General features: G+C 63.4%; 23 protein-coding genes. 1 reads left to right on the forward strand and 22 read right to left on the reverse strand.

Annotated elements, in window-relative coordinates:
- Positions 1-241: 241 nt before the first annotated feature.
- Positions 242-538, forward strand: coding sequence for a hypothetical protein (locus Pan44_RS12985; protein ID WP_145030466.1), 297 nt, complete (start codon positions 242-244; stop codon positions 536-538).
- Here the strand turns inward: Pan44_RS12985 and Pan44_RS12990 are convergent.
- The 22 genes from Pan44_RS12990 to Pan44_RS13095 form a co-directional block, all read right to left on the reverse strand.
- Positions 528-4,067, reverse strand: a complete 3,540-nt coding sequence (locus Pan44_RS12990; RefSeq protein ID WP_145030467.1) for a GPI anchored serine-threonine rich family protein — start codon at positions 4,065-4,067, stop codon at positions 528-530. The two genes, Pan44_RS12985 and Pan44_RS12990, sit on opposite strands and share 11 nt — an antisense overlap.
- A 560-nt stretch (positions 4,068-4,627) precedes the next feature.
- Positions 4,628-6,175, reverse strand: coding sequence for a hypothetical protein (locus Pan44_RS12995; protein ID WP_145030468.1), 1,548 nt, complete (start codon positions 6,173-6,175; stop codon positions 4,628-4,630).
- A complete protein-coding gene (locus Pan44_RS13000) occupies positions 6,172-6,999 on the reverse strand; it encodes a hypothetical protein (protein ID WP_145030469.1) in 828 nt (275 codons plus the stop codon). Before Pan44_RS13000 ends, Pan44_RS12995 begins: the two co-directional genes overlap by 4 nt.
- Positions 6,999-9,524, reverse strand: a complete 2,526-nt coding sequence (locus Pan44_RS13005) for a phage tail tape measure protein (RefSeq protein WP_145030470.1) — start codon at positions 9,522-9,524, stop codon at positions 6,999-7,001. The genes Pan44_RS13000 and Pan44_RS13005 overlap by 1 nt, the downstream gene beginning before the upstream one ends.
- Positions 9,524-9,718 carry a hypothetical protein gene (locus tag Pan44_RS13010; RefSeq protein ID WP_197454060.1) on the reverse strand — a complete coding sequence of 65 codons (195 nt, stop codon included), beginning with the start codon at positions 9,716-9,718 and terminating at the stop codon, positions 9,524-9,526. Before Pan44_RS13010 ends, Pan44_RS13005 begins: the two co-directional genes overlap by 1 nt.
- A 26-nt stretch (positions 9,719-9,744) precedes the next feature.
- Positions 9,745-10,410, reverse strand: coding sequence for a hypothetical protein (locus Pan44_RS13015; protein WP_145030472.1), 666 nt, complete (start codon positions 10,408-10,410; stop codon positions 9,745-9,747).
- Between the two features lie 60 nt (positions 10,411-10,470).
- The gene (locus Pan44_RS13020) at positions 10,471-10,929 is read right to left on the reverse strand and encodes a hypothetical protein (RefSeq protein ID WP_145030473.1); all 459 of its coding nucleotides are present in this window, start codon (positions 10,927-10,929) and stop codon (positions 10,471-10,473) included.
- Between the two features lie 44 nt (positions 10,930-10,973).
- Complete coding sequence (locus Pan44_RS13025) at positions 10,974-11,414, reverse strand: hypothetical protein (RefSeq protein ID WP_145030474.1); 441 nt, start codon at positions 11,412-11,414, stop codon at positions 10,974-10,976.
- 18 nt (positions 11,415-11,432) lie between these two features.
- Positions 11,433-12,050 (reverse strand): hypothetical protein, encoded by a 618-nt coding sequence (locus Pan44_RS13030; RefSeq protein ID WP_145030475.1) that lies wholly within the window; start codon positions 12,048-12,050, stop codon positions 11,433-11,435.
- Positions 12,047-12,535, reverse strand: a complete 489-nt coding sequence (locus Pan44_RS13035; protein ID WP_145030476.1) for a hypothetical protein — start codon at positions 12,533-12,535, stop codon at positions 12,047-12,049. The genes Pan44_RS13030 and Pan44_RS13035 overlap by 4 nt, the downstream gene beginning before the upstream one ends.
- Positions 12,532-12,903 carry a hypothetical protein gene (locus tag Pan44_RS13040; protein WP_145030477.1) on the reverse strand — a complete coding sequence of 124 codons (372 nt, stop codon included), beginning with the start codon at positions 12,901-12,903 and terminating at the stop codon, positions 12,532-12,534. The genes Pan44_RS13035 and Pan44_RS13040 overlap by 4 nt, the downstream gene beginning before the upstream one ends.
- Positions 12,903-13,271 (reverse strand): DUF2190 family protein, encoded by a 369-nt coding sequence (locus Pan44_RS13045; RefSeq protein WP_145030478.1) that lies wholly within the window; start codon positions 13,269-13,271, stop codon positions 12,903-12,905. The genes Pan44_RS13040 and Pan44_RS13045 overlap by 1 nt, the downstream gene beginning before the upstream one ends.
- Before the next feature lie 73 nt (positions 13,272-13,344).
- The gene (locus tag Pan44_RS13050) at positions 13,345-13,587 is read right to left on the reverse strand and encodes a hypothetical protein (protein WP_145030479.1); all 243 of its coding nucleotides are present in this window, start codon (positions 13,585-13,587) and stop codon (positions 13,345-13,347) included.
- Between the two features lie 93 nt (positions 13,588-13,680).
- Positions 13,681-15,936 carry a phage major capsid protein gene (locus tag Pan44_RS13055; protein WP_145030480.1) on the reverse strand — a complete coding sequence of 752 codons (2,256 nt, stop codon included), beginning with the start codon at positions 15,934-15,936 and terminating at the stop codon, positions 13,681-13,683.
- The gene (locus tag Pan44_RS13060; protein WP_145030481.1) at positions 15,926-17,386 is read right to left on the reverse strand and encodes a phage portal protein; all 1,461 of its coding nucleotides are present in this window, start codon (positions 17,384-17,386) and stop codon (positions 15,926-15,928) included. The genes Pan44_RS13055 and Pan44_RS13060 overlap by 11 nt, the downstream gene beginning before the upstream one ends.
- 83 nt (positions 17,387-17,469) lie before the next feature.
- Positions 17,470-17,661 (reverse strand): hypothetical protein, encoded by a 192-nt coding sequence (locus tag Pan44_RS13065; RefSeq protein ID WP_145030482.1) that lies wholly within the window; start codon positions 17,659-17,661, stop codon positions 17,470-17,472.
- A 170-nt stretch (positions 17,662-17,831) separates the two neighbouring features.
- On the reverse strand, positions 17,832-18,026 hold the full coding sequence (locus Pan44_RS13070) for a hypothetical protein (protein ID WP_145030483.1): 195 nt from the start codon (positions 18,024-18,026) through the stop codon (positions 17,832-17,834).
- A gap of 539 nt (positions 18,027-18,565) precedes the next feature.
- The gene (locus tag Pan44_RS13075; protein ID WP_145030484.1) at positions 18,566-20,893 is read right to left on the reverse strand and encodes a terminase gpA endonuclease subunit; all 2,328 of its coding nucleotides are present in this window, start codon (positions 20,891-20,893) and stop codon (positions 18,566-18,568) included.
- 1 nt (position 20,894) lies between these two features.
- A complete protein-coding gene (locus Pan44_RS13080; RefSeq protein WP_145030485.1) occupies positions 20,895-21,290 on the reverse strand; it encodes a P27 family phage terminase small subunit in 396 nt (131 codons plus the stop codon).
- A gap of 2 nt (positions 21,291-21,292) precedes the next feature.
- Complete coding sequence (locus tag Pan44_RS13085) at positions 21,293-21,955, reverse strand: DNA-methyltransferase (RefSeq protein WP_145030486.1); 663 nt, start codon at positions 21,953-21,955, stop codon at positions 21,293-21,295.
- The gene (locus tag Pan44_RS13090) at positions 21,952-22,554 is read right to left on the reverse strand and encodes a host-nuclease inhibitor Gam family protein (protein WP_145030487.1); all 603 of its coding nucleotides are present in this window, start codon (positions 22,552-22,554) and stop codon (positions 21,952-21,954) included. Before Pan44_RS13090 ends, Pan44_RS13085 begins: the two co-directional genes overlap by 4 nt.
- A 33-nt stretch (positions 22,555-22,587) precedes the next feature.
- Positions 22,588-23,232, reverse strand: coding sequence for a hypothetical protein (locus Pan44_RS13095; protein WP_145030488.1), 645 nt, complete (start codon positions 23,230-23,232; stop codon positions 22,588-22,590).
- Between the last annotated feature and the right edge of the window lies 1 nt (position 23,233).

Here is a 23,233-nt window from a genome sequence, read left to right on the forward strand (position 1 = left end):
AAGGAGGACAGATCTGACGCGCTAAAGAAAGTCTGTGACTTTCCGCGATGCCTTCGGCAGGCACCGGGGGCGTTCGGGGAGCCGGGAAGGACCCGCCGGCCCTAGGTAGGGCTGGCCTGTATAGAACCGTTCAATAGCCGCTTCGCTATATGGGGGCTGGGCTTGGTGGGCTGTGCCAATCGCCCGTATTGCGCGCGAAATATTGGCAAGTCGACCTTGCCCCGCGCTATGGAAAAGCCCCGTGCCTGTGACCCTGCCCCAGATCAGCCCTGTCCAGTTCATCGTCCTCAAGCAGCTGCAGCCCAAGGAGCGGACGGGCAAGCAGATCCGCGAGGTGCTCGACAAATGGCGAAAGCCCACCACGCTGGTGAGCTTCTACCTGGCGATGGCCAGGCTGGAGGAAATGGAGCTGGTCTCAAGCCGCCTGCAGGCGATCCGCGTGGCGAACGTCGCCTGCAGGGAGCGAGCGTACAAGCTGACGGCCGCGGGGAGATCGGCCGTTCGTAATGCGATCGCTTTCTACGCGCTCAAGCGGTGACCGGGCCCGGAACGTCCTCAACCACGTACATGCCTTCGCACCAGGCCAGATCCTTTTCGCCTGCGACGAGAGCGGTGTTGCGGATCGAGAAGGGGAACGTTCCTGAAGCGGTGTGCGCGCTGGCCGGCACAACGAAGCTCGCGATGTTGAACGCTGCGCCTTCTACGTCGAATTCGTCGACCACGATCGTAACCGTTGCCGAGAGCTTGAGGGCGAACTGCAGAGTCATCGATCGCAGGTCGACCGGCTGCCGGTCCGCTGTAATGGGCACGCGATGGCGGCGTTGCTCTCTTGTCCTGGCCTCGAGCTGCGTCGGTGCCATCAGCCGGCGGGAGTTCGAGGCGACTGTTGCGAACAGTGGCTGAGGCACGGCCGCGGCCAGCTGGGCCAAGGCCTCATCACTGAAACTGCTCACCACGCCGGATCCCTGGGAGGGGGACGTCGTGGCGATCTTGAAGGGGGTGGAATCGTCGGCTGCGATTCCGGGGAGGGCGGCGAGCACTCGCAGCACTGCAGTCGCGGACACCTGGTCCGCCGAGGGCGTCCAAGTATAGGTTCCCGCGTTCTCGAGATCGTCGGCGAGGACGATGGGAAATGACGCGCCGCCATCGATCGACAGCAGGATGTCGACGGCGTCGACATCTTCCGACGCCCAGTTAATAGCGGTGGGCACGCTGGCGAGAACGATGGCGTCGACTGCCACGTTCGTGATCTCCGGCGAAGGTGGGGGATCGGCTGCCTGGACCGTGAAGATCGACGATTCGGCGAAGACTCCGGCATCTGCTGCGTTGACAACCTTGATCCGGGCCGTCGCGCCGACCTGACCGTTCGTTGGCGTCCACGCATGAGAACCGTCGCTGGCCGTGCCGCTGACGATCGTGTTCGGGTAGCTGCTCCCGCCGTCGAGGCTGAGCAGGATGTTGACCGTGGTGACATCCGTAGACGCCCAGGTGATCGACGCCGCCTGCCCCTCGGTCGGGGAGGTTGGGGAGACCGCGACCGCGGAAATCTCGGCCGGGCTGCCAGCGACCTCAATGGCCCCGGCCGTCATCGCTCCGGAACGGAGGACGTTGTTGTAGGAGCGTGTCCCGGCCAGTTCGGCGATGGCTCCGCTGTCGATCATGCCGATGGCGACCGAGCCCGAACCGGGCGTGTAGTCATCGGGGTCAATTTCCGCGTCATCGACTCGAAGCCCATTCGCGTCCTGTTCACCGAACTGAAACTCCCTGTCAGCCGTCGTGCTGCCGTCGTTGTAGGACAGTAGGGGACGAACGCTCGTGGCCGGTCCGGCGTAGACGTTCCAATCGAAGTCGAACGTGTCGGACGACTCGGCCGCACGAATCCAACCGTTGGTTCCTGCACCGAACAGAAGAAGGTTGCCCTTGGCGACCATCTCCACGTCGCCGGCATCCAACCATGTCCCTTGCTCCGGCGATGCGGACGTGAAGTCCAGCGTGCAGCCGTAGATCTCCGTGACGCCCGCGGCCGAGCGGTAGCCCCCGCTGGACGTGCTGCCCGTGAAATCGAGAACTGAGTTGAAGATCCGAATGGGACTTCCACCCGCGCCAGACAGGCCGATCCTGCTTCGACGAACTTCGACACCGTCGTCGCTGGCCCACTCAATCAGACCGCACACCGAGCCGTGAACGGTCATCTTGCTGTTGTTGATTCCCTCGGCGGCGATCGAGCCACTGAGGAATGCGCATCGCGTGAAGTGCGGCCCGGCGATCGCCTGGCCGAGCGAATGGCTGTAATAGGCCAGGCCGGACGTGCCGCCGCCAGTCGATCCGACGCTGCCCAAGATCCCGGTAATGCTGCAACCGTGATAGTAGGTCGCGATCGTCCCGGTCCCGCCGCCGCGAAAGTCGACGTAGCTGGTGAACGAGTTCGGGTCGTAGGCCGTGCCAGCTCCAGCCTCGCAGTCCAACCACATGACCGTCGCATCGTTCGCGTTGCTCGTGAGACCGAACGAGTGCTTTGATGCTCGTGTCGAAACGATGTTGTCACACAGATGGAAGCCGCTGATGTCCCCATGCTGGACGCTGTAGTCCACATAGGGATCGCCGTCCGAATAGCGTGCCCGACAACTCCCGTCGATCTCTCCATTCGTCACGCGAGAACAGTTGGTGGTGACGTTGACCGGCGATTCACTGTTCGTGCCTCGCCGGTAGCTGATCTTGTAGGCCGCCCCGTCTGTGGTCGGATTTGAGCCGGCGTAGTAGACGGTCAGTCCATCCTGGGCGACGTAGAACGACGGACCAGCGGCCGACTCCATCGCCGTCAGCAGGTCGTCGAGAACGCCGACGTACGTGCCGAGTTTGTAGAACGTCAGCCAGACGTTGTTCCGCCAAAGGACGGAGCCGACATGCTTATCTGCCTCAAGCGACTGCTGCCACACGCCTGGATGCCCGTCGACTGCCGACCAGTCGCCAGCATCAAGCGTATGTCGACAGTCGAGAGTCGTGCCGTTCAGGTCGAGCGTGATGCCCGGTGCGGTCAGGTTCAGGAAGCCGGCGTCAGTGTCATAGTTCGTGCCGTCGACGGAAATCAGATCGCCGGCGGCACACAGGTCGATCATTGCCTCTTCGAACGCCGCCTCAAGAGCGGAGAGGTCGTCCGTCCCATCGTTGCGAGCGGTATCCAGAGCAGATTTCGCAGCAGCAACCGCGGTCGTGTCCGGTGCGATGCCGAAGATCGTGCCTTCCGACTGGGCCGTATTAACCTTCCCGAACGTGGCCCACCGAGTCGACTCGCTTAGACCATCAGCGTCATCGGAACCACCTGCCCCAACGTAGTAGGTGTGCCTTTCCTCAACAGGGTCGATGACGTTCGGGTCGATCCCCGCCGCCGTGAAAGCAATGGCATCCGACTGATCGCCGGTCCAGACACGCGGACAACTGACGGCCGCGTTGCCGATCGCACCGCCGCCCTGACTCCAGAGGCCCATATAGCAGGTCGCGATCCCGCCACCTGCATAGACGGCCGGCGTGATGTTGAGGATCGGAACCCACTCTGATGAGCCAGCCAGCCGGTATTTGAGTTCGTACTGCATATCGAACGTCGCCGAGATGCCTCGGATGCTGACGGCGACACTCAGTTCGAACCACTGGTGCATCGGGATCGCGACACCGGAGTCCGTGAATTCCTGCGGCCCGCCGTTAGAAACGGTGCTGGGATGCTCCAATTCAAAGTTGCCGCCAGTCGTCGGATAGAGCGCGTAGAGCCCGCCCGTGTAATTGAATGCGAGATTTCGAGCGACCTGACTGATCGACGTGAAGCGATACCACGTCTGCATCACGATCAGGTAGCCGTTGAAGTTCCACCGCCAGAAAGACCCACCCGTGACGAGCCCGTTGGTTCCCGGAGCGGCCTGGCCTCCCGAGGCGAACCTCGCTCCGATCGGGCGCTTTATGATGTCCGCACCGACGATCTCCAGGCCACCCGGAGCAGCGGACGTGACAACCTCCGCGGGCCGGCTGTAGGGCACGGTAATCGGGAAGTCGAATGATTTGGTGAGCGTGACAGCCATTGAATCCGCCTCACAGGATCGTCGAGAACGAAGGAGGAATCTATTTCGCGCGCAATACGCGACTGGTCGGGAGGGAAAGACGGAGTCGGCCTGCATGATCCGGGCCCGGCCGGCATGGACTTGTGCTCACTCCGGAAGAGGCGGCCGACAATCTCACGTCAGCGCAGTCTGGACCGTAGTCGTCCAATCCGGGCACGTCCTACAGACACACGGCGCGGGACTGATCGACGTTGGCAGCCCGTCCCGGTCTTTCCTACTCGCGACGCACGCCCCATGCTTGTCGCATGCATAGACATCGATCTGGCGGGTACCCTGACACGGAACGCAGTCGACTGACCTCACCGGCCCGGCTGATCGGTGCTGACACGGCTCGCCAGCCAGCCTACGCCTCATCTCTTCGCTCATCTGTTCCGTGGCGAACAGGCAGCCTTCGCACTGCGAAACCGGGATCCGCTTGGGCTCGCCAGATGTCGCGATCTCGGGATGCTCGCAGTAGCAACGAAAGACCCCGTGGACCTTGAATGGGAGGCGGGCATTTCGATGATTGCATGCTCTCATGTTCATGGGAGTTCCACCGGAACGATGATGACGCCGGCGGTCCCCGTGCAGACAACCTTCATGGACGGGTGAGTTGGGTCGGGATTGAGGATGTATCTCGGCAGCGTGATTGACTCAAGCGAGCACCAGGAATCCTCGGGACCTGGATTCAGTGTGCGGGACCAATTCGCCCCATAGCAGGGAAGGCCGGGATACGGCGCCTCCGCCAGCCGGTCTCCACTGGAGCAGAGAGGGAACCACGCAAGCGAAACACTAAGAGTTTCCGGTGGACCTGCGTTGGTCTTAAAGCTCAGGAGCAACCGGAGCTTGTTGACGAAGTTCCCGCCACAATAAGTTTCAGACGGGGCCACGAAGTCTTTGTAGAAGATGCCACATTCATCGTGCGGGCTTGGCACTAAGTAATCTTCGACGTCTTCGTTGTACGGCAACAGTAGATGTTCCCCGACCGCCTGGGTACAGAACTGCTCCATGCAATTGCCGACGCTTTGGTCTGTGGGGTTGCCTACGTCATTAGGGATCGTGACGCGAGGCAGCCACTTCGATCCGTTGCAGTCGCAGCCTTGGGCAGAAAGCGGGGAGAGACAGACTTCGCATGGAGGTGCCCAGTCACGGAATTTAATCGACTGCGTCTGCGGGAAAAACTTCGCGCCGCAGTGCGGCTTCCACAAACTGACGACTCGGCGAAAGTTCACGATCTCGGCATCATCGCTGTTCCTGTGTAGCTTGATCTCAACTTCCGACGACTCGATTCCACTTGCCCGCATCTGGTAGTAGACGTCGATGCTTGTGGGGCCGGTTGCATCAGTTTCAATGGAGAACGCGGCAGAACTCCATTGATGAGCGCTGCTCACAAAACCGTCGTAGCTAAGAAGTCTTTCATCGAACGCGTATCGGCCAAAGGCCTTGTAGCCGTCTGTATCCGTATCGACTTCGACGTTCGCCCCATCCCGCGGGACGCAACCTCCACAGCCGCACGCTCCCTCGGCGCCAGCGGATGCGGCCCCGAGACTCGCTTCCGTCAGGAGCAGCAGCGCCCACTGGTCACCGGCCCCGGCTTTGTGCCACAGCACGTGGACCACGAAGTCGTCATCGCCGATGTTCTCCTCGGCGATGGCTTCGAACTTCGATGTGCTGAGGGGGCGGGCATACTTGTAGGTGCCGCCATCTGGCACACTCAGCTTTGCCTGCGACACGATGCCAGGGGCGAGACAATACCCCATGCCGCCGGCGGGAATCGTCTCCTGAGCCACGAATGCGGGAGACGAGCTGTTTGGAGCTGCCGCTTTCACAATGACGCGAGCCAGGAACTCCCGCAGGTTCTCAGCGGGGTCGATGACCGGTTCGGTCACTTTCAGGACGCCGAGGCGCGGCACGGGCGAGCCCGTCGTATTCTTGACGAGCACCAGGTGACGCTGCAGGCCCTGTTGAGCCGGGCTCGGCGGTGGGCCTCCACGTGCTGCGGACAACGCGGACTGGTTCCAGGTCGCGATCTGGCGGGCCGTCGGCTCGAAGGCCTCGCCGGAAACCGGCAGGCGATAAGGATCGCTCATGCGTCGATCCCCAGGATCGAGAGGTCGGCCGACTCCATCACCTGGGACACGACGATATGCGTGATCTCATTGGCAACCGTCCAGGACCCGTCCTCCGCGTAGTTGATCCGGTAGCGCGGCCAGAGGAAGTCCCAGCCTCGTTTGGCAGCGACCGTGATCCCCGCGATGACGGACGATTCGAGATTCCGGCGCGTCATCCACCGGAACGTCAGCTCCAGGTCATTCGCGCCGCGCTGCGCTCCGGTGCATCCCATGAACAGCACCTCGCCGGCCGGGCGGCGGCGCCAGGTGGCGTTGTTCCACTTGCCGACGCAATCCGCGATCGCGTCCTCAAATTCGGGAGTCAGATCACTCAAGGCCATCCACTTCGTGAGGCTGGCCGAGTGGACTGGCTCGAAGATGTCAGCTCCGGTTGGCGGTTCGCCCATGCCCTGATCGCCGATCAACGCGATTTGCGGGAGCGGCAGGAGGTCAGATGCGGGCTTATAGACCGTCTGGCTGATCGGCACGATCACCTTGGTCTGCTGGCCTCCAATCTCAAAGTTGAACTGGCTCTCGCCGACGGCCGGCGGCGTGCGTCTCTGAAAGGGGCCCCAGATCGCCTCGCAAAAGTAGCTGTCGAGAACGTCTCCCTCCTTCGGGGTGATGTTTCGCAATTCGTTGCCAGTGAGGATCGGCGGGTCGCCGAGCTGGCTGACCAGGAAGTCGTACACGGCGTCGATCGCCGCCACTTCGGAAGCATAATTCCGCGCGTAATACTGGCGCCGCAGGTACGAGTTCTCGCTGGCCGAGGCTTCACGCCCCCTGAGTTCTGAGACTGGCATTACGTCCTCAACAGCAGCTGGGGATCCGCGGCGGGCTTGAGCAGCTGGTTCAGCTTCTTGTTGTACGCCCGCTGTTCCTGCAGGATGTCTCGGAGTGTCTGCTCGACGCCGCCCATGCCAGTGCCGGCGGTGAGCATGCGACCGGCGAGGTTGCTGAACGTGCCTTCCATCTGCTGGCCCGTCGTCTTCTGGACGCCACCCAGGCCGAGCCCGGTCGCCTTGGGATCCGCCTCCCCAGTGCCCGGGCGGTCTTCAGCGATCTTTGCCCGGCCATCACGAAGGACCTTCCCGAAGTCCTCTTGCGCCTTCTTCAGCTCCTCCGCGGCGTCGGCAATGTTCTTGTCGGCCTGCTGCTCACGGGCCTGCTTGCGCGCCTGGTCAGCCTGGTTCCATTCCTGCAGGCCCTTCTCCCGAGCGTCGTTCGCGCCCTGCTGGGCCCGCTTGTTGTTTTCACCGATCGTCTTCTGGCTTCGCGTGAAGTCCTCCTGCAGCGTCTTCCGCACGTCGTCCGGGTCGATCGACGAGTCGAACATCGCCATCAGGCCGACGATCTTGTCCGCGATCGCGTTCTGGGCGCTCGCCAGCGTCGACTGAAAACCGGCGACGGTGGATGCCCAGGTCTTCGTCAGGAATGACGTGAGCTCGATCCAGCCCAGGGAGATCCCGTCGCTGATCGCGTCCCAGATATCGAGGATCCACGTCTTGGCCTGCTGCCAGGACGCCTGCAGCGCATTGACGCCCCGGGCCCACTCGAGCTTGATCAGTGACCACATCACTTTTGCGGCCGTGCCCCAGTCACCGCTGGCGATCGCGTCCTGCACGACCTTCCAGGCCTGGACGCTGTCGCCGGCGGCTTCCACGGCGAATCCCTTCACTGCGGAAAAGGCCGTCCCGGCCCAGCCTCCGAAGCCGTTGAACATCTGCCGCACGGTCGACCCAAAGCCGACGAACTTGCTCGTGATCCAGGAGATCGCGGATCCCCCGGCCGACACCAGCATCGGAAACACCGCTTTCGCGGCCGCGGCAACGCCGTAGAGCAGGAGGCCCCAGAAGGCGATCTTCAGCCCCAATGCGATCAGCATCGGAATCAGGCCGGCGACTGCGCCTCGGACTGCCTGTAGCACGACTGACAGCGACCTGAGCGGATTTTTCGAGAGGACGGTGAAGGCCATCGCGGCTGCAACCTGCAGAGCGGTGAAGCTCATTCTCAGACTGACGATTGCCGCACGGCACGACATGATCCAGACGCGTGCTGTGACCATCGCCGTGCGGACAGCAGCGGGGAAGGCGATGACTGCCGCCCTTGTGGCCAGCACGGCCGCGTGGATCGCGACGAGGCCCGACACGAACGCGGTCCGCATCATTGCGGCCGTCGTCAGGAGGGCGGGCCCGAGGGTCATCGTCGCGACGGTCATTGCGGCGATGGCGCTCTTGGCGGCGACGAAGACAGAGACGGCCGTCGCCCAGCTGGCCTTCATGACGTTCAGGCTGACCGTCAGCAGCTGCAGCGAACGCGCGGCGGCGAACGTAGTGGCGGTCGCGAACTTCAGAGCAGCCGACGTCGCCGTGATGAGTTTGCCGGCGACACCCAGCACCTGGCCGATCGAGAGCCAGGCAGAGGCGAAGAAACCAGTGACGATGGCAGCGCCCTTCAGGAGCGCAGAGAGCGGTGTGAGGGCCACACTGAAGGCGGCGAGCCCGACCGCGGCCGTCAGCGCAATTTGAGCGATCCCCTTATGCTCGTTGACCCATTTCGCGGCGACCTTCGCGCCGTCGATCGCCGCGTTCACGAATGACCGCATCACGGGCAGGAGAGCGCTCCCCAGGATGACCCGGATCCGCCCGATGACCATCACCAGCTGGGCGAGCTCGTCACCGAAGGCTTCTGCGGCCCGGGCGTCCTCGTCGTTGAGCGTCAGGCCCAGGTCCTGCGCCTGTTTGCGCAGGTCGGAGATCCCTTTCGCGCCCAGGCTGAGGAGCGGGAGCAGCTTTGCGGCGGACTTGCCGAAGATGTCCATCGCGATGGACGCTCGCTTCCCGGGGCTCGCGATCTTCGAAAGGGCCTCGGCGATCTTCGCGATCCGTTCATCCGGCTTGAGCTTCGCCAGGTCGTGTGCGGACAGCCCAAGCGCGGCGAGAGCCTGGCGGGCGGGCTTCGAGCCCGACTCGGCCTCCGCGATGGTGATGTTCATTTTCCGGAGAGCGACTTCCAGGTCCTCGAAGGAGGCTCCGGACTGCTCTGCGGCGAACCTCAGCTCAGACAGCGAGCTCACTGACGCGCCGGTGCGGTCGGCGGCGTCGACCATTTCGCTGGCCATGTCCGACCAGGCCTTCGTGGCGGCGACGAGCGGAGTCGCCAGCGCAGCGGCGCCTGCCATCGATGCCGCGGCGATCCGGGCAATCGCGGACGACCAGGCTTCGAACTTCCGTTTGGCGGAGCGCAGCCCTTTCATCATCGCGCTGTCTTCCGTGAACAGCTCGACGAATGCACGTCCTGTGCGAATTGCTCCGGCCGTCGCGGCCATTATGTCAATCCCATCATGCGATTGAGGTCGTCAACAGTTCCGGTGACTTCCGGCGCCGGGGCCGACTCCTCTTGGTCGAAGGGCAGGATCTTCCGGAAGTCGGAGATCTTGGCCCCCATGGCGTTGAGGATCCGGGCGGCGATCCAACCGAAGCGGTTCCATTCCGCATCCCTGCGGCCACGCGCCATCGCCATCAGCTGCCGAGCGGTCAGCGGGTGGATCAGGACGCCGACGGCTCCACCGAGCTCGAAGGAGATGTCCCAGAGGTCTCCGGTCCGAGGACGGCCTCCAGCTCCTTGTTCATTTCCGCTTCCATCTTCGCCAGGTCGCGGTCCATCCCCTGTTCGACCCGCATCATCAATTCCGGCGAGCCAAGCATCTCCTCGAGCCGATCCGCCACGATCTTCTCCCGCTTGGAAGCTGCCTCGCGAATCCTCTTCCGGCTCTTGAGGAGCGGTTCGCTGAGGCGCTTCGGGAAAAAATCGATCACGGCTTCCATGACCGCGTCGTCCATCGCCCAGGCCACTTCCTGGTTCTCAATGAACTTGGGCAGGTCCTCGATCCGCATGTCGCGGTCGCCGAGCTGCTTTTCGAGGGCGACGTCGAGGATCATCAGGACCGTCATCGGATCCTTCAGAACCTTCTCGATGTCGAGTTTGTCGCTGAGCAGGTCGACCTCGTGGCGTCGTTTGAGTTCCAGCGCCACGCCATAGGTGATGGTGACCACCCACAGTCGCGGCTCCGGCTTGAACTCAGGATTCCCCGCATCGTCGAACTTCTGCTTGAACAGAGAGTTGCCGGCAGCGTCGTACCGCTGCTCGTTCGTCACGGGATCCCGATCGGGGATCAGGACCGGAACCTTGTAGGAATCGCGAAAGCTGGCCATCCGTGGCCCTCCTGGTGGTGAAATTGCGCGCGGAATATCGCCGTCGCCAGCGACAGGGGATTACGGTTCCTCTTCTTCCTCGATCGGAAGCGAGGTGATTGACGGGCCTTCGACGGCGGGCTTCAGCGTGATCGAGGCCGCAGCGAAGCCCTGGATCGGCTCCTCGCGGTTGAACTGCGTCACCTTGTAGCCGCCGACGTTGCCGCGAGCGTCCTCGTTGTCGGGGGCCGGGCCCTGGGAGAGCGCCACCTCGAGCACGTCTCCGGACTCGGCCGCGGCCGCGATCTTCTCGTACAGCGCGTGGCCGTACCGAGTGGTGATCGTGGTCGAGATTTCGCGCACCTTGTGGCCGACGTCGGTCAGCGTCTCCAAGTTGCCGCGCTCCTTGAGCTCGCCCTCGTCCCGGCTCAGAGACGCCGAAACGGTGTCGTTGACGATGTCGCACGCGACGTATGCTGCCGAGTGCAGGACGTACATCTTGCACTTCACCCCCATCACCGGGGCGCCAGTCAGAGCCATTGGTCAATCTCCCTTCCGTGGGGTTGAGGCGATCAGCGATTCACTTACGCCAGCGGCAGCGCAGCGATCGCCGGGCCGTCGATGGACGGCTTCAGCGTGATCGAGGCCGCCGCGAAGCCCTGGATCGGCTCCTCGCGATTGAACTGGGTCACCTTGTAGCCGCCGGCGTTGCCGCGGGCGTCCGCATTGGACGGTGCGAACCCGTTGGTCAGCGCGATCTCGACGGTCGCTCCAGACTCAGCCGCCGCGGCAAGGAGGTCGTGGAGGGTGTTGCCGTAACGGGTCGTGATCGTGGTGGAGATTTCACGAACCTTGTGGCCGACGTCGGTCAGCGTCTCCAGGTTGCCGCGCTCCTTGAGCTCGGCCTCGTCCCGGCTCAGCGAGGCCGAGACGGTGTCGTTGACGATGCCGCATTCCTGATACGTCGTATCCTTGACGTACATCTTGCACTTCACCCCCATCACCGGGGCGCCAGTCAGAGCCATATCACACCTCCTTGTGGATCAGACGCGGCTCAGGGCGAGAGCGTCACGGAACAGGTCGACATAGCGGCCCTGCGCTTTGTCGAGCGCAGGCCGCATGTAGGGGAAAGCGCGGAATCGATAGGTCACGGTCCGGCCGGCGAAGGGGTTGAACTTGCGAACTTCGCCGCCGTACTCGAGGGCCTCGGCCGCCTTCAGGCCGGGAAGATTGATCGGACCGATGACCACCGCGTCCCGATCGGGATCCGCACTGAAGTAAATGTGCTGCTGCAGGAGTCCCAGGCCGACACGCGGCGGCTTACCTGGTTCCGGTTCCGTGTGGAGCGGCCGCAGGGAGCGGAGCTCGTTGCGGACCCGGGCCTTCTGCTCCGGCGGCATCGGCATCAGGCGACCGCGGGCGTCTCTCGGTTGCAGTTCGCGGGCCCGGATCCGGTAGAGCTGCCGTTGCTCGTCGGTGAGCTCGGACACCTTCTTCCGGCGGTACGGCTTCATCGAGTTCTGGGCGATCTTCCGCACCAGGGCGCCGATCCGCATGTAGATGCGGGCCTTGGCGGCCGTCAGCCGTCGGATGATCTTGTCCCGGTCGAAGAAGTTCCGGGTCACCGCGTAGATATGCGGCCGCTGAGCTTTGAATCTCATGGTCGCACCATCTGGAACGAGACGGTGATGACGCTGGCGAAGAGGCCCTTCTGCAGATACTCAGGAAGGAACGACGGCTCGTTCTCGACAGCGGTGGCCCACGCCTGACCGAAGTCGGGCAGCTCGAGGCCGTACCCTTCTTTGCGGCCAAAGCGACCCTTCAGTTGGCCGACAAGCGCCATCAGCTCATCGGGCAAGGCCGTGTCTTCGTATTCGTCGATCCCTGTCCCTTCCAGGATGGGGAGACGTCGTAGCACAGTGATCGCCCCCGTCGGCTGCGTGTTCCACTCCTCGCCTCGCTCAAAGAGCGTGCGGCGATCGCCGGCGGGGTAAGCGACAACGAACGTGGTGTCGTTGAGTACTTCTGCCTCGACGCGTGGCGAAAAGCCTCTTGCGGCAGTGAACGGCGAGACCCAGGTGATTGCCGGATCGTTGAGATCCGTCACCAGCGCGTCGCACAGTTCGATGCCGAGGTCAGGCGTCATTTCTTGAAGCGGACGGTGTGCACGCGGAGCCGCGTCTGGGCGGCGTCCGAATACCGGAAGGCGGGGATGTTCTTGTCAGGCTGCACGAGGTAGACCGGTTGGCCGGGGGCCTCGAGGGCGACCAGCTTGTCGCCGCGAAGTGGCTCGGTCAGCGTGCCGGACAGGACGAGCTCCGCGGCGTCAAACAGGAGGTCGAGCGTGCGGACGACCACGGTCAGGCCATTGGCGTCGAGCGTCAGGTGGTCCGTCTTTCCGGCGGCCGCCCTGATCTCGACGGAATGCTGATGGCGGCAGTACAGGTAGCGTTCTCCCACTTCGGAGAGGACGCCTTCCAGGCCTGCCGCCAGGTCGTCCGAAAAGGCGCTCATTACGTGTCGACGGCGTCAGCGGCGACCGAAGGCCGGCCATTGAGGAGGACGTCGACGGTCGTTTGGCCGTTTGTCTTGGCGGCAATGGCGGGCCCGAGCACGAAGTCGCCGCTGGCGACGGCGAGCTTGTTCGTGTTATCCCACTGCACCTCGGCTCCGACCGAGAAGGTCGTGGCGGAGGCGGAGGGGACGCGAACCTTGCCGGTCGTCTTGATGAGGGCCTTTTCGCCGTCATCGATCGCGTTCAGGCCGGCGACGTAGCCGGCCCGGTTGCTCGGGGCCTTGACGATCTTGCCCGAGGCGTAGCTGCCCGACGCGGTGACGATTTCCTCGTCCCAAGCGCCGTTAAGAACTTGAGCTTCAGCCATGATGGCTCTCCTGGAGTGCGCATTCCGCGCGGAATAAGTGACTTAGACGACTGACGGTCCAGGTCGCGTCTGGTCAGGCCGCGGCGCTGTCGCCGGCATCGATGTCATCCACCGCGATGATCTGCCGCATGCGGAGCATGGACTCGATCTCGCCCCGGGAGACATCGTCATGAAGCGGCTGGCCAGCCTGATGCAGGTGGCCGCCTGCGATGATCTCGACCGTGGTCACGTAGGCGCCGCGGACCACTTCGGCCTCGCCGTCCTCGGCCTTTTGTTCAGTGCCAACCACCTGGTTGGTCGTGCGTCGTGCTGCCATCGGGAATCTCCAAAGCCGCGGCCTGGTGTTCAGGCCGCGGCGGTCAAAGCGTCGGAAGGAATCGGTGAACGCGCCTCGTCCTTGGGGGGACGGTTAGTTCGTGGCCTTGTAGCCAGTGGAGCGGATGCCCTTGGCGCCCACGTCCATTGAGCAATCCCAGCCGATGCCGTACTTGCCCTTGTCGAGCGTGTAACGGCGGATCCGAGGCGCGCGGCCGGTTCCGCGGAGATAGGCCACTTCCACAACCGGCTGCCGGTCGCAAAAGATGAACCAGGCGGTCGCGTTGCCGGCGACGGTGGCGCCGGAGTTCGGATCGGTCACTCCGTTGTCGATCCGGCCGTCGCTCAGAACTTCGCGCACCTTCTTGGCCAGCGTATTCTTCGTCGGGCCGGCGCCGGACGAGCCGCGGGTCTCGACGCTGTTGATCAGTCCGTCGGCGGTGAACTCGAGATCCGCGGCCGTCACCAGGTGCGTCGGCTGCAGGTCGAGCGTGACACCGTTTTCGGTACGCGTCCGGAACGTGCCGAATGCGGCCTTCAGGTTGGTTTCGTCGAGGGCCTTCGAGGTGCCGACGTTGCCTCGGTTGGTGTGAAAGATGGCCGTTCCATCCGCCATGGCCGGGTTCGAGAGCAGGATGGCGTAGACCAGGTCCGGACGCAGCCGGGCGGCCTGCTCGGAAATGTCGTCCGGGATGGACTTAAACAGGTCCATCCGGTCATCGATCATGTCCTGCTCGTCGATCTCGTACTTCTCGGCGTAGCGATGGACGCGGTATCCCTCGCCCTTGTCCTCGAACGTCGCGTCGCCGGCGGTTCCGCCCCGGGGCAACTTCTTCATGCCCTGGGCGCCTCGCTTGAGGCCGATCACGTCGTTCACTTTGAAGTCAGCGTGCTCGGCTTCACCGCACCAGCCCATGGTGGAATCGCCGATCTGCTCAAAGCGGGCGAGGACTCGAGCGTTGATCGAGCTTGTGAAAATCTTCGTCAGGGTGCTGCCGCTGAATGCAGCTTCCAGGATGTCCTTTCGGCCGAAGGCCTTGAGGGTGCCATCCATGCGGGCGCACTCGCGGGCGACGTCCATCATCGTCATGTCGGAAAAGCGATGAGATGCTTCCATGACACGCTGGCGGTTTTCGTCGTTCACCGGTCGAGTCATCCAGGTCGGGGCCTGGACGTCACCGCGGCTGCGCAGCACCTGGTCGATCTGGCCGCCGGCGGTGAGGATGATTGCGCCTTCCATCGCCTGCAGGCTAATCCCGTCGTCCTTGCTCTTGCCGTGAGCGGCCGGAGCAGCGGGACGCGACTCGCGGCGGCATTCGAGCTCCGTCTTCGCCAGGTCCCATCCCTGCTCGATGGCGTGAGCTTCGAGGAGGACCGTTGCGTTCTGGACCTTGAAGGTGGGGTTTTCGAATTGAGCGCACAGCTCGCGAATCCCGGCGACCCGGTTCACGTCTGCGGCCAGGGTTTTTCGCTGAGCGGTGAGCGCATCGTCATCATCGGCTGAAGCCTGGACGCCGCGGCGACGATGACGGCTCGTCGGGTGTGCCTGCTCGTCGTCATCTTCATCTTCGTCCTCGTCGTCGTCCTGACGTTTCGCTTTCACCGACGTGGGCGTCTTCTCCCCCTTCTTCTTCCGTCCCGGGAGCGCCGTCTCGGCGGCCGCCTGCTCCTGGTCGAAGCTGGCCTTCAGTGTCTTCTTTTGGTCGTCGGTGAGCGTGGCGACGTCGAAACCGAGCGCCTGCAGCCATTTGTCAAAGTTCATCTCGTCTCTTCCTTGAGGCTGGGCAACGGCTTTAACCGTCGCGGACGTCTTCGGGTCACCCCCGAAGACAACAAAAGAAGTCTCACGCAGCAGTCCGTGCTGCACGAAATGGAACGGACCTTTGAAATTGCGGCCGTTGGCCGACAACTTCTGACCTTCCGCAATGAAGGTCGTCTTTGCTTCTGTGAGGTCGACCCCCACCGAAGATTGCCAAGGGAATCCTTGGCGACTCGTCTCTTTGACCTCGTGGGCGTCACCGCCGACACCGGAAACCGTCCCAAGCACATCGACCTTGCGACCATCGTTTGTCACAGCGGTGCTGTGCCCGACGATCCGCTGAGTGTCGTGATCGCGAAGGAGGGGAATTACCTGGCCAGTGAGCCGAAGCGTCGCCAGATCGATGACAACGTTCTGGCCCCAGCCCCGCGGCCGCATCAATCCGCCGGTATAGCCGGCGAGCTTGCAAGTCGGGGGACCCTTCTCGTCGCCAGCGGCTGCTGTGACGGTGATTGCTTCACCGCTGTCGCAGATAAACAGGGACGGCAAGTCGCTCGTAGCGACCAGCACTCCAGGGAGCTTACGCGGCACGGGCGAACTCCCTTTTCTTGCCGGAGCGGCGTTGTGGTGGGGCATCTACATCCTCGTCGTCCTCGGCAAATGGCGCAGGAGCGCCGCCGCGGCTCGGGAACTTGATGCCGTATTCGGTTTCGAGATCCTTGATCCGCTTGAGCTCTTTGGCTCGCTGGACCAGCTTCTCGTCGTAGTCGGCGCCGTCCTCCGCGTACTCGTCGGCGAGCGTGGTGGTCAGGTTCTCGAGCTTGTCGCCCTGAGCGCCAGATTCCTTCGAAGGATCCACGTGCTTGCGAGCGTCCCAGAACCATCCGTGCGGGATCTCGTCTTCCGGCTCGACGCCGAACTGATCGAGCAGGCCGCTGAGCCAGAGCTCATCCATGAAGTGTTCGAAGATGCGATCCATGCATTCTTCGTCCCACTCCGAACGCTCGACACGAATCCCCAGGTCATAGGCCTGGTAGTCGAGGCGGCCTGACGCGTAGTTGTGGCCAGCGCTGTCGAGGGCCGCGACGTTGTACGGCATGTTCGCCGGGCGACCCATCTCCGCGAGGATCGCGTTGCGGAACATCTGGTACGTCGTCGTCGGCTGCTCCGGCTTGAAAGCGTTCATCTTCCAGCCGTGCGGCAACGCCGTCAGCGTGTCGTAGTCGATGTCGACGGTGTCGAACCCTTCGACCGTCTCGTCGAACGATTCGCCTTCAACGCTCTCGGCCGCGGTCTCCATCACCGCCGTGTGCTTTGCCGAAGTGCGGGCCGCAGCCAGCGTTGCGAGGGTGTAGTCGCGGAGCAGGGCGCCCAGAGGGAGCGACGGCGTGAATTCCGGAATGCCGCGGTGCTGGCCTGGGCGGTCCTGGCGGAAGAGGTGGATGATCTCATCCGCAGAGATCTTCTCGGGCGTCGGATCGTAGCCCCACGCGCTGCCGGGATGCTTCTTCAGCCGGTGGTAGGTCGTGGGGTTGCCCCACTCGTCGAACTCGATGCCGTCGATGGCATTCTCCTGGTTGGCCAGGAGCGGGTTCGTGATCTGATCCGCCTCGATGTTGGCGATGTCGAGCTGAACAGGCCCGCGGATCTTGCGATTCGTGTGAAACTGCAGGAAACACTCGCCGTCGACGGCTTTTGCCGTGCGGGCCGTGCGCAGTTTCCGGCCGAGCTTGATCTGCTTGGCCCACAGACGCCACTTCGTTTCGACGAAGGCATTGAACTCCAGGTTCTTATGCTTCATCTGCAGCCGCGGGCCGCGGCCGATGGTGTCGTTGACGAGCGTCTGCACCATGCCGCGCAGGAAGCCGTTGCTCTCCAGGCACTCGTACCGCGACCGGGAGCGAAGCGTGGCACGAACGCCGGGATCGTTGGCCGAGTCGGCGTCGAGCAGGTCTGCGTTCTTCCAGTACTTCTGATTGAGCTCAGTCGTCTGGGCGGCGTCGTAGGACGCCTGCAGCTGCCGGCGCTGGACCTTGCGCATGGAACGGGGCGTACCGAGCGCGGCCCGGCCTTCGCCAGTGACACGCTCGAAGAAAGTCGGAACGTCCCTGTTCCGGCTCGCGATCACGTCGTTCCTCGGTTCCTGAACTGGGCACGGCGGATCCCGAAGCCGGGCCGCTTGGCGGCGTTGTTGGCGGCGATTGCCCGGTTCGCTTCGATCAGTTCCGTCAGCGGCCGCTGCGTCACCGTCTGTCCATCGACGGACACGGATTGCGGCTTGGCGGCCTTGTCAGCGATGGGGATCTCGTCAGCCATGAGTTCCGTGATTTCGCGCGCAATACGCGGCGGCGTTCAACGCCGAAGTTGCCGACCCTGAAAAACGACGAACGCCGGGAGGGAACCCGGCGTTCGTCGCGGAACCGTCAGTCGAAGAAGCCTGATTTCGCGCGCAATACACGCGGCCGCTCAAGACCTGTCCGGCCGACTCAGCGGCTGCCGGCGCGATCCAGGCTCCTGGCCACGCAGGCGACGAGCAGAACAAAGCTGATGATGTAGACGATCGTCGCGACAAAGCCGGCAACCTTGCATCCGGGGAAGGTCTGCTGCGACAACCAGCCGATCAGGAACGGCATCGCCGAGAACAGGGCGACGGCCTGGAACGAATTGAATACGACGATCATGGGACGGTTCCGTTGGGTGAGGGGGAACGGTGGAGAAGCCGACAGGTCGCGCGCAATACAGCCCTCGCGACTAGGCAGGCCTGCTACCATTCGTCGCCATGTTCATGCCCCCAACGGTCTCGGCCAAGCTGCTCGAGCTGCTCAATCACGATTCCCACGGTCGCTCGCTCTACGAGATCGCGCGGCGTGAGTCCTGGCCGTGGAGCCGGTTCGTCGAGGAGCTGGCCGTTCTGATGTGGAGGGGGAAGGTCGAGATGCTGCACACCGCCGTCCGCCTTCAGAGCCAGGCGCCAATTGTGATCGAGCGAGGCGTTGTTTCGAGGGAGGAGTTGGAACGACGCGCCCGCGCCTTTGACTGCGAGTACTCGAATCGGCCAGATCCACTTCCGCCATATCTACATTTACGGCCGGGGGAGCAGGCTTCGTTTTGGCGACAAACCGAAACTCTTTCCCGCAGTGATTACACTGATAGCGATCGCGGCCCAGCGGCACTCCCTCCGGACACTCGCACCGCGGACACATGAAGAGATTCTGTTCGCTCATGCTGCCTTCCTGCCTTTCTTCGAAAGGGCCGCGGCCCGGCGCTCCGCGAGGCTGAGGATCTGCTTCTGCGCGACGGCCGTCGACGTCTGAACGATCCGGGCGCCGAGCATCGATGCCGCGACGCAGTTGCCGACGGCACAATCGAAGAAGTGGTTTTCCGTGCGTGATGGCTTGAGCTTCCAGAGGTCGACCGGACGGCCGCCGCTGTTATCCGGCTCCCGGTATTCCGCATCGAGATGTTGAGCCAGCACCAGGTGCTCGGTCTTCGCCTTGCCGTTCTTCTGCCGCTCGCCGTAGGCGGTCAGGCAGCCTGGATCGCCGATGTCAGTCGCGTACCGCCGGTGGAGAAACGTCTTCCAGTGAAAGGTGTCGAACTGGACCTCGCGCCCGATCTTGCCGACGCGTTTCGCGATCCACTCCTCGCCGAGCAGCTCTCCAGCCCGGCGCTTGAACTGCGAGATCGGGATCTGGGCCGACTTGATGTAACGGCCCCGTGAGGGCATGACGAGCCCAGCCATTCGCTGCAGCGACCATTCGCGGCAGAACTTCTTCACCGTCTGCTCGGTTTGGCCCCAGCCGCAATCGACCAATGCACGCTGGATCGAAAAGGCGGTGCCGTCCTCGCGCTCCCATTCGAGCGCCCACAGATGATCGTGCAGCTCCCACAGCCCCTTGTAGACCGCGGCCTCGAGGCCGACGCCGCGATAGGTCTCCTGCAGGGTGGGGCGCGCCGTCCGGACGGTGAAAGTCGGCCGGTTCTGCTTGGGAAAGACGCCGTAGTCCAGGATGTAGCCGGTGAAGTTCGTTTCCCACCCGCACACCATCCAGTACAGCGCCCGCTTGTGAACGTCGACAAACGACGTCAAGTACTCGACGCCCAGCGGGATGACGCGGCGAGCGTAGCCACTGACTTTGACCGCGAGCTGGTCCTCATCCAGGAACTGATCGTCGTCGAGCAGGTTCTTCGGTTCGTTTTGATACTCGCTCCAGAACGCCTCCTCATCCCGGAAAAAGAGATTCATCGCGTACTGAACGCCGGAGATCTCGTCCTTGCCGAATCGCTCCGGCCAAGTGACGACGGCGCCCTTGTCCATCGCGGCCCGGTGCTTCCGGTAGAAGGCGGTCGCCTCCTTCGGACAGCCCAGGGCCTCGTCGTCTTCGCGGAGGTATTGCTTCCTGATCTCGTTGTAGTCCTCCCACAACTCCATGTCGGTGGGGAACTGTTCGACCAGGCGTGTCCGTTCGCCGCGCCACTCAGGATGACGTTCGCGATTGAGGATGTTCTCGGCCGCATCACCGCGGGCAATGACGGTGATCGGCATCAGGGCGGCGATCGACTCGCCGGGCCCGGCCAGGCCCAGGATGTCGGCGGCGACGATACGTTCGCGCGTGGCGCTCTGAGGGGGCGACTCTGCCGACTCGCGTGTCTGGATGTCGTCGAGCAGCACCAGGTCGGGACGAATGATCGTGCCGTCGGGCAGGATGTGCTGGGCCCCGCGCACGGCCGTCATCAGTCCGCCGGCGTAGAACAGGGATCCGGACGCGGCGCTTCCGGCGACGGATGGCAGGACGAGAGTCTTTTTGCCGTACTTGATCGCCGTCGGTGAACCGTCGAGCAGCTGACCGCGGGACCGATTGTGCTGCCCCTCGAGCTTGCGGAACGGATAACAGACCTCCGGGAAGTCCTCCAGAAGCAGATCGTTCTTCTCGATCTCGAAGTCGATCACCTGCAGAGAGAGCTGGCCCTTCTCCTCGGTGGCTCCCAGGAGGACGACGAAATGCCGATGGCCATACAGCACGGACCAGATCGCCGTCCGCTGGCAGATGGTCGTCTTGCCGGTGCCGCGGGGCATGGCCAGCGCAAACAGGGCGCCGACCAAGACGACCAGCTGAGCCTTCTTGACGCACAGCAAGTGATTGTCCGAGAAGGCGAGGGGGAAGGCCCTGGGGAAGTACGTCGTGAGGGCGAGACGCAGATCCTTTCGGCAGGCCTCTTTTCGGTCGGGATCCCGCACGGGAGGCAGGGGGCCGATCTCCCGGCCCTCAACCGAGAGCGCCCGCTGCTTCGCCGCCATGCGGGCCTTATGCCTCGAATAGCGATCGCCGCCGGTCGCTTCGAAGGCGGACTTCGCCCGGCCGACGATCATCGAAAGGGTGTCGGCCTCGGCATTCGACTTCAGCAGCGGGATCAGGTCCTGGACGGTCGCGACGGGCGAAGTCGCCCGCTTAAGCAGCTCGTGCAGCAGGTCGACCTCAGACGGACCTTTCGCGGCCGCGACCAGCAGCTCCCAGCCGGCGACGCTGGCGCCCTTGTAGACGCCCATGTCAGTTCATCCCGGACCGGGCCTGCAGCTGGCGGGCAAGATCGCCAATCGCGGAGGAGTCCTCATCGCCGATCGGCTCGCTGTTCAGCTTCAGCTCGCGGATCAGCTTGACCATCTGCGTGATGTGGTTGTGCTGGATCTCGACGGCCGCGGATGGGATGTCGTGCGGATCCCGGTTGACGCCCCCTCCGCATGCCTGGGTCAGGCCGTCCTTTACGAGCGAGTGGCACGCGACGTCGTACTGATGGAAGAGCTGTGCCAAGACGGCGACAGTCAGCTTCGAAGAGCGGGCGAGCAGTCCCTTCTCCTTGAGCTCGGCGACGATCCGCTCCCACCATTCTTTGGCGGCGTCGACCAACCAGGTCGGCGCGCTCCATGGGTCCGATTTCTTGGCCATGTTCAACTCCGAGCAGACCGAGTTGACTCAATGGCGGATCGGATCCGTTCCCTGGCTGCAACGAAATAGGTTGGATCCTGCTCGATGCCGATGAAACTCCGGCCGAGTTGCACGCAAGCGACGCCGGTGGACCCACTGCCCATGTATGGATCGAGCACCATGTCTCCTGCCGTCTTGCGGATGCACCATTCCATCAGCGACACCGGCTTTTGAGTCGGGTGGACCCGCCTATGCTGCAGGGCGTTGTGCGACAGATCCTTTTTCAAGTAGACCCCTTTGCCTTTGCTAAACCAGGCGACTTCGGCGTCAGAACAGAACGAGCCGTAGGCGGGTTCATTTCGTTTGATCCAGACGAGGCATGTGCCTCGCGGAAGACGATCCGCGAAGTGATTCCACCCCCAAATGATTTTCTGCCTCCCCAGCTTTAAGAGAAAGGAGGGATCAAATGGACGGTCGTCGCCCAAGATCGGCTTGTAGTCCCGGCTCTTCGTTCGCTTGGCTGCCCTTCGACCTCCCGTGAATCGCGAATAGTCACACTTGTTCCGAATTCCCCATGGTGGATCCGTGACAACGGTATCGACCTTGGGCAGGGACGGGATGACCGCATGGCAATCCGCGAGGAAAAGCCGCACGCTGCCATCGTCAGATTGCCAGGTGGGGTTCATGGGCACTTATTCCGCGCGCAATAGGCCGTCGGCAGGATGCGTACTTCGTCCTGCGGCGGCACGTACTCGAGCCCATACCGGAGCAGCTTCGCTGGCGTCATCCGTCTCGCGATGACCGCGGCCTTGAGGGCAGCGACATCGAGCTCGGCATTCAGGCGAATCCAGCCAGCGAGGCCGAGCCGCCGGAGGATCGCTACAGCTCTGTCAGCAGTCCAACCGAGCGCCTTGATCACCGTCGTCGGCGTGTGCTTCTTGTCGACGACGACACGAGGCTGGGACAGGTGGAAGCCGACCGTCCCGTGAGTGAATTTCAGGGACTTGCTCTCCGGCGTCACGAACTGGCTCTTGTGGCTGACCGCGTAGTCGGCGATCGCCGCCTCCAGAAGGAGCTTGCGATCGGTAAAGCCGACGCCGTTGATCCGCAGGCACTTTGCGGCCTCTTCAGTCGCCGCAGAGATCGTCTGCTCCAGCACGCCATGCACCTCGCTGCGGCGGGCGTCCAGCCAGGCCAATTCGCGGAGGGCCAGTTCGACGTCAGCGAAGCCGCGGCACTTCGGCTTTGCCGCGAGGCGTTTCGCGGGTGGGCGGGGAAGACTCATGGGGGCGCATCCTTGCGACCGGGCTCACGTGGATCAGTTCGGCCTCGGGGCGACCCGCCGTTCGAACGACCGGAACTCGGCCTCGAGATCGCGCACACGATCCTCAGTTCCGAGGATGCCATCAATCTTGGCGTAAACCGGCAGGCCCTTTCCGTCGACGACGCTGAGACCCATGTCACGCTCAAAGAGCGCCCGTCCCCACTGCTCCAGCGTTTTCTGAACGTCCGCCGGCGTGGCCTTGGTGACGATGCGCGGCCGGTTGGCTTCGAACTCACGCATCTCTCGCTGCAGCTGCTCGAACTCGTCTTCGGTCAAAGGCTGGAGCTCGGGATCCGGATCCGGCTCGTCGATCGAAGTCGGAAGCCAGACGTCGACGCGGGGACCGGTGGCTTCGTAGGCCGAAGTGCCGGACTCGCCGACGCCGCGGCGGCGGCCGCCGCTGCCTCGCACGTGGTCATCGAATTCTCCGCGGAGAATTGAATGCGTGGCGTTCAGCGAAGTGAGTCGAGTCTCCAACGACGCAATCCGGGCACCCGACCCCGCATACAGCTTCGACAACGTATCGGTGTGCGCCTCGAGGTCACGAATCTTGCGACCTTGAATCAGTCCTCCGACTGCCCCGAACAGAAGGCCAAGGGCAGTAAGGCCGAACAGCAAGCAGAGCTTCCGGGTACTCATC

It is taken from the genome of Caulifigura coniformis (genome assembly GCF_007745175.1).
Taxonomy (GTDB): Bacteria; Planctomycetota; Planctomycetia; order Planctomycetales; family Planctomycetaceae; genus Caulifigura; species Caulifigura coniformis.

Excerpts from the sequence above, each read along its gene's own strand:
- Pan44_RS13050 (WP_145030479.1), bottom strand. The coding sequence starts at position 13,587 with ATGGCAGCACGACGCACGACCAACCAGGTGGTTGGCACTGAACAAAAG.
- Pan44_RS13065 (WP_145030482.1), bottom strand. The coding sequence starts at position 17,661 with ATGGCTGACGAGATCCCCATCGCTGACAAGGCCGCCAAGCCGCAATCC.
- Pan44_RS12995 (WP_145030468.1), bottom strand. The coding sequence starts at position 6,175 with ATGAGCGATCCTTATCGCCTGCCGGTTTCCGGCGAGGCCTTCGAGCCG.
- Pan44_RS12990 (WP_145030467.1), bottom strand. The coding sequence starts at position 4,067 with ATGGCTGTCACGCTCACCAAATCATTCGACTTCCCGATTACCGTGCCC.
- Pan44_RS13070 (WP_145030483.1), bottom strand. The coding sequence starts at position 18,026 with ATGATCGTCGTATTCAATTCGTTCCAGGCCGTCGCCCTGTTCTCGGCG.
- Pan44_RS13005 (WP_145030470.1), bottom strand. The coding sequence starts at position 9,524 with ATGGCCGCGACGGCCGGAGCAATTCGCACAGGACGTGCATTCGTCGAG.
- Pan44_RS13090 (WP_145030487.1), bottom strand. The coding sequence starts at position 22,554 with ATGAGTCTTCCCCGCCCACCCGCGAAACGCCTCGCGGCAAAGCCGAAG.
- Pan44_RS13045 (WP_145030478.1), bottom strand. The coding sequence starts at position 13,271 with ATGGCTGAAGCTCAAGTTCTTAACGGCGCTTGGGACGAGGAAATCGTC.
- Pan44_RS13030 (WP_145030475.1), bottom strand. The coding sequence starts at position 12,050 with ATGAGATTCAAAGCTCAGCGGCCGCATATCTACGCGGTGACCCGGAAC.
- Pan44_RS13085 (WP_145030486.1), bottom strand. The coding sequence starts at position 21,955 with ATGAACCCCACCTGGCAATCTGACGATGGCAGCGTGCGGCTTTTCCTC.
- Pan44_RS13075 (WP_145030484.1), bottom strand. The coding sequence starts at position 20,893 with ATGGGCGTCTACAAGGGCGCCAGCGTCGCCGGCTGGGAGCTGCTGGTC.
- Pan44_RS13060 (WP_145030481.1), bottom strand. The coding sequence starts at position 17,386 with ATGCGCAAGGTCCAGCGCCGGCAGCTGCAGGCGTCCTACGACGCCGCC.
- Pan44_RS13095 (WP_145030488.1), bottom strand. The coding sequence starts at position 23,232 with ATGAGTACCCGGAAGCTCTGCTTGCTGTTCGGCCTTACTGCCCTTGGC.
- Pan44_RS13010 (WP_197454060.1), bottom strand. The coding sequence starts at position 9,718 with ATGGCGATGGCGCGTGGCCGCAGGGATGCGGAATGGAACCGCTTCGGT.
- Pan44_RS13040 (WP_145030477.1), bottom strand. The coding sequence starts at position 12,903 with ATGAGCGCCTTTTCGGACGACCTGGCGGCAGGCCTGGAAGGCGTCCTC.
- Pan44_RS13015 (WP_145030472.1), bottom strand. The coding sequence starts at position 10,410 with ATGGCCAGCTTTCGCGATTCCTACAAGGTTCCGGTCCTGATCCCCGAT.
- Pan44_RS13020 (WP_145030473.1), bottom strand. The coding sequence starts at position 10,929 with ATGGCTCTGACTGGCGCCCCGGTGATGGGGGTGAAGTGCAAGATGTAC.
- Pan44_RS13000 (WP_145030469.1), bottom strand. The coding sequence starts at position 6,999 with ATGCCAGTCTCAGAACTCAGGGGGCGTGAAGCCTCGGCCAGCGAGAAC.
- Pan44_RS13035 (WP_145030476.1), bottom strand. The coding sequence starts at position 12,535 with ATGACGCCTGACCTCGGCATCGAACTGTGCGACGCGCTGGTGACGGAT.
- Pan44_RS13025 (WP_145030474.1), bottom strand. The coding sequence starts at position 11,414 with ATGGCTCTGACTGGCGCCCCGGTGATGGGGGTGAAGTGCAAGATGTAC.
- Pan44_RS13080 (WP_145030485.1), bottom strand. The coding sequence starts at position 21,290 with ATGGCCAAGAAATCGGACCCATGGAGCGCGCCGACCTGGTTGGTCGAC.